The organism is Bradyrhizobium sp. Ses1, assembly GCF_059512365.1.
In genome coordinates this window covers 1-1,521 of the sequence record NZ_JCAMOQ010000160.1, presented here as the reverse complement: position 1 = coordinate 1,521, position 1,521 = coordinate 1, and the positions used below count along the sequence as shown (strand labels likewise).

The window sequence follows — 1,521 nt, the reverse complement described above, 5'->3', positions numbered from 1 at the left end:
CTATGTTCGGCCTCCTGAGGTGACGGGCGGCCCGCCCCGCGGCAAGCTCCTATCGAGGGTTGCGCCGGATGGTCCGGCGCCGAGCCTCAAGCATGGGGAGCGGGCCTGATGAACGATAGCATTTTCGTGGGGCTGGATGTGCACAAGGCGACGATTTCGGTTGCGGTGGCCGAAGGAATGCGCGGCGGGGAAGTTCGTAACTTGGGGATCATCCCCAATCGCGCCGATCAGGTCGCCAAGCTGGCGAAGAAGCTTGGCAAGGGTGACCGGCAGGTAAGCTTTTGCTACGAAGCCGGTCCGTGCGGATATGGCCTGCATCGACAACTGACGGGACTGGGGCACAACTGCATCGTGGTGGCGCCCTCGCTGATTCCGATGAAGGCCGGGGATCGAGTTAAAACCGACCGGCGCGACGCGGCGCTGCTGGCCAAGCTGCACCGGAGCGGCGAGCTGACAGCGGTGTGGGTTCCGGATGCGCCGCATGAGGCCATGCGCGACTTAGTGAGAGCCCGCGCCACGGCGATGCGTGTGCTCGGCAAGGCGCGGCAACATCTCCAAGGCTTCCTGCTGCGACATGGGCGCATCTATGCCGGCAAGAAGGGCTGGACCCTGGCTTACCGTCGCTGGCTCACCACGGTGCGCTTCGATCACCCGGCGAGCCAAATCGTTCTGCAGGACTACATTCATGCCGTGACCGACGCTGAGGCCCGTGTGGACTGCTTGACCAAGCGGATCGAAGAGCTGGCGCCACAATGGTCGATGACACCATTCGTAGAGGCCGTGCAGGCCATGCGCGGCGTCGCCTTCATCGTTGCCGTGACTGTGGTTGCTGAGGTCGGCGACTTCTCCCGCTTCGACAATCCCCGCCAGTTGATGGCCTTTCTCGGTCTCGTGCCGTCGGAGCATTCGAGCGGCGCCACCATCCGACGTGGCGGCATCACCAAGGCCGGCAACGCTCTGGCCAGGCGGGCTCTGATCGAGGGGGCATGGACCTATCGCATGCAAGCCCGCGTCAGTCGCAAGCTCCATGACCGTAACGAGCGCCTGCCTCAAACTATCCGCGATATCGCCTGGAAGGCCCAGGTCAGGCTGTGCGCCCGCTATCGCCGCTTGTCGGCCGCCGGCAAACCCAAGGTGATCGTCACCACCGCCATTGCACGCGAGATGGTCGGCTTCCTGTGGGCGATCACTCGTCAAGTACAACTCGGGTCGGCCGCCTGAAAGAAGGCTGCGCCACCATATCAATATCGGTGCCCAGGGCAGGAGGCAGGGCGCGGTGGGGAATCCTCGTGGCCTGTTATGAGCCGGCATTGCCGACGCTCGCCCCCTAGACCGAGGCAGCCCCAAGACGAAACCACGGTCATGCGGTAGCCAACCCGCGCATGAGAGCTTGATCAACCGTCGTCTTTGGCCCTGCCTCCTACCGTGGACACCTTCAAAGTCCAGCGCCCGGGCGCTTGAGCCGGGAGCGGCTCCGCTTGATCAAGTTACTTGACTGCGAACATGAGAGCAGGCTGTTGA

Annotated in this window: 1 protein-coding gene; it reads left to right on the top strand. The window is 63.8% G+C overall.

What is annotated here, in order from left to right; all coding sequences use genetic code 11:
- Positions 1-108: 108 nt before the first annotated feature.
- On the top strand, positions 109-1,221 hold the full coding sequence (locus AC5ZG5_RS46095) for an IS110 family RNA-guided transposase (RefSeq protein ID WP_456647244.1): 1,113 nt from the start codon (positions 109-111) through the stop codon (positions 1,219-1,221).
- Positions 1,222-1,521: the final 300 nt, after the last annotated feature.